Genomic DNA, 1,212 nt, shown 5'->3' with positions numbered 1-1,212 from the left:
GTTGGAGTTGTCTTAGGTGCGGGCATCACATCATTAACAATAGAAATGAATTGGGGGTGGGCATAGAGTGCTATCATTATTAGACAAAACGGTTCGAACGGCAAAATGGCATGGGAAACCACTCCCAGAGACTATAAAAGCAAGCGTTAAAGAAACCTTGAATGGGGATTTTGTCCTGAATTTTACCTATCCAATCACAGACAGCGGTCTATTTCGAGAGCTAAAAGAGGACTACCTTGTTCGTAGTCCAGTTCCAGTATTGGGACACCAGTTGTTTCGGATAAAGAAAGTAATCGAAGGAGACACCAGTCTTGAAGTTGTGGCCTATCACATATCAGATGACATCATGACTAGGTTGGTATCTCAATTTAGGTGTGAACAGGTTCCCTGTGCAACAGCTCTATCAAGCATGGTCATGGCAAGCAAGTCTCCACTGGGAGATTTTTCATTTACCAGTGACATTGTCAAGAACAGAACCTATACAACGGACAAGGAACAGACGCTGTACTCCAGCCTGATGGATGGTAAACATTCTATTCTTGGAACTTGGGAGGGTGAACTGGTTCGTGATAACCTTGCCCTAACTATAAAGGGTGAGCGGGGACAAGACCGTGGGGTAGTCATCTCTACTCACTACAATTTGAAGAAGTATCAACGAACCAAAGAAAGTACACAGATTATCACTCGTATCCATGCCACTTCAAGCTTTAAACAAGAGGGGCAGGATAGGGAAACTGTACTTCAAGTCACAGTAGACAGTCCGTTGATAAACTCCTATCCTTTCATCAATGAAGTAACCTATACCAATAATAATCTCAAAACTCGACAGGAGTTAATAGAGTGGGCTAGTAGCAAGTTTCGCTTAGAGGGAATTGATAAGCCAAAAGATGCCATCATCATTGAGGCATTTGAGTTAGATGGTCAAACTGTTCATCTAGGCGATACAGTGACTTTAAAAAGCAAGCTACACGGCATTGATGTGAGGAAGAAAGCCATCGCTTATGATTATGATCCTTTAGCTAAGAATTACCGCTCTATCACTTTTGATGATAAGGCAAGTATTGGAACAGCTAAAACTGGCGGTAGCCTAACTACACTAGCAAATAATCTCCTTGATGGGAATAAGCGGAGTGAGGATGTTGCCGTTGAAATTGCCCTTGAGAATGCCAATAGAGCCTTTGATGCAGAATTTGAGAAACGTCAAGTAGCCAT

The 1,212-nt window shown here is 42.4% G+C and carries 1 protein-coding gene; it reads left to right on the top strand.

Going from position 1 to position 1,212, the window contains the following annotated elements; all coding sequences use genetic code 11:
* Positions 1-67: 67 nt before the first annotated feature.
* A partial coding sequence (locus K6V43_RS11360) for a phage tail spike protein (protein WP_222383150.1) occupies positions 68-1,212 on the top strand: 1,145 nt, incomplete at its 3' end.

The organism is Streptococcus suis, from assembly GCF_019794615.1.
GTDB classification, from domain to species: Bacteria; Bacillota; Bacilli; order Lactobacillales; family Streptococcaceae; genus Streptococcus; species Streptococcus suis_AI.
The sequence above is the reverse complement of the archived record's forward strand: the minus strand, read 5'-3'. Positions and strand labels throughout refer to the sequence as shown.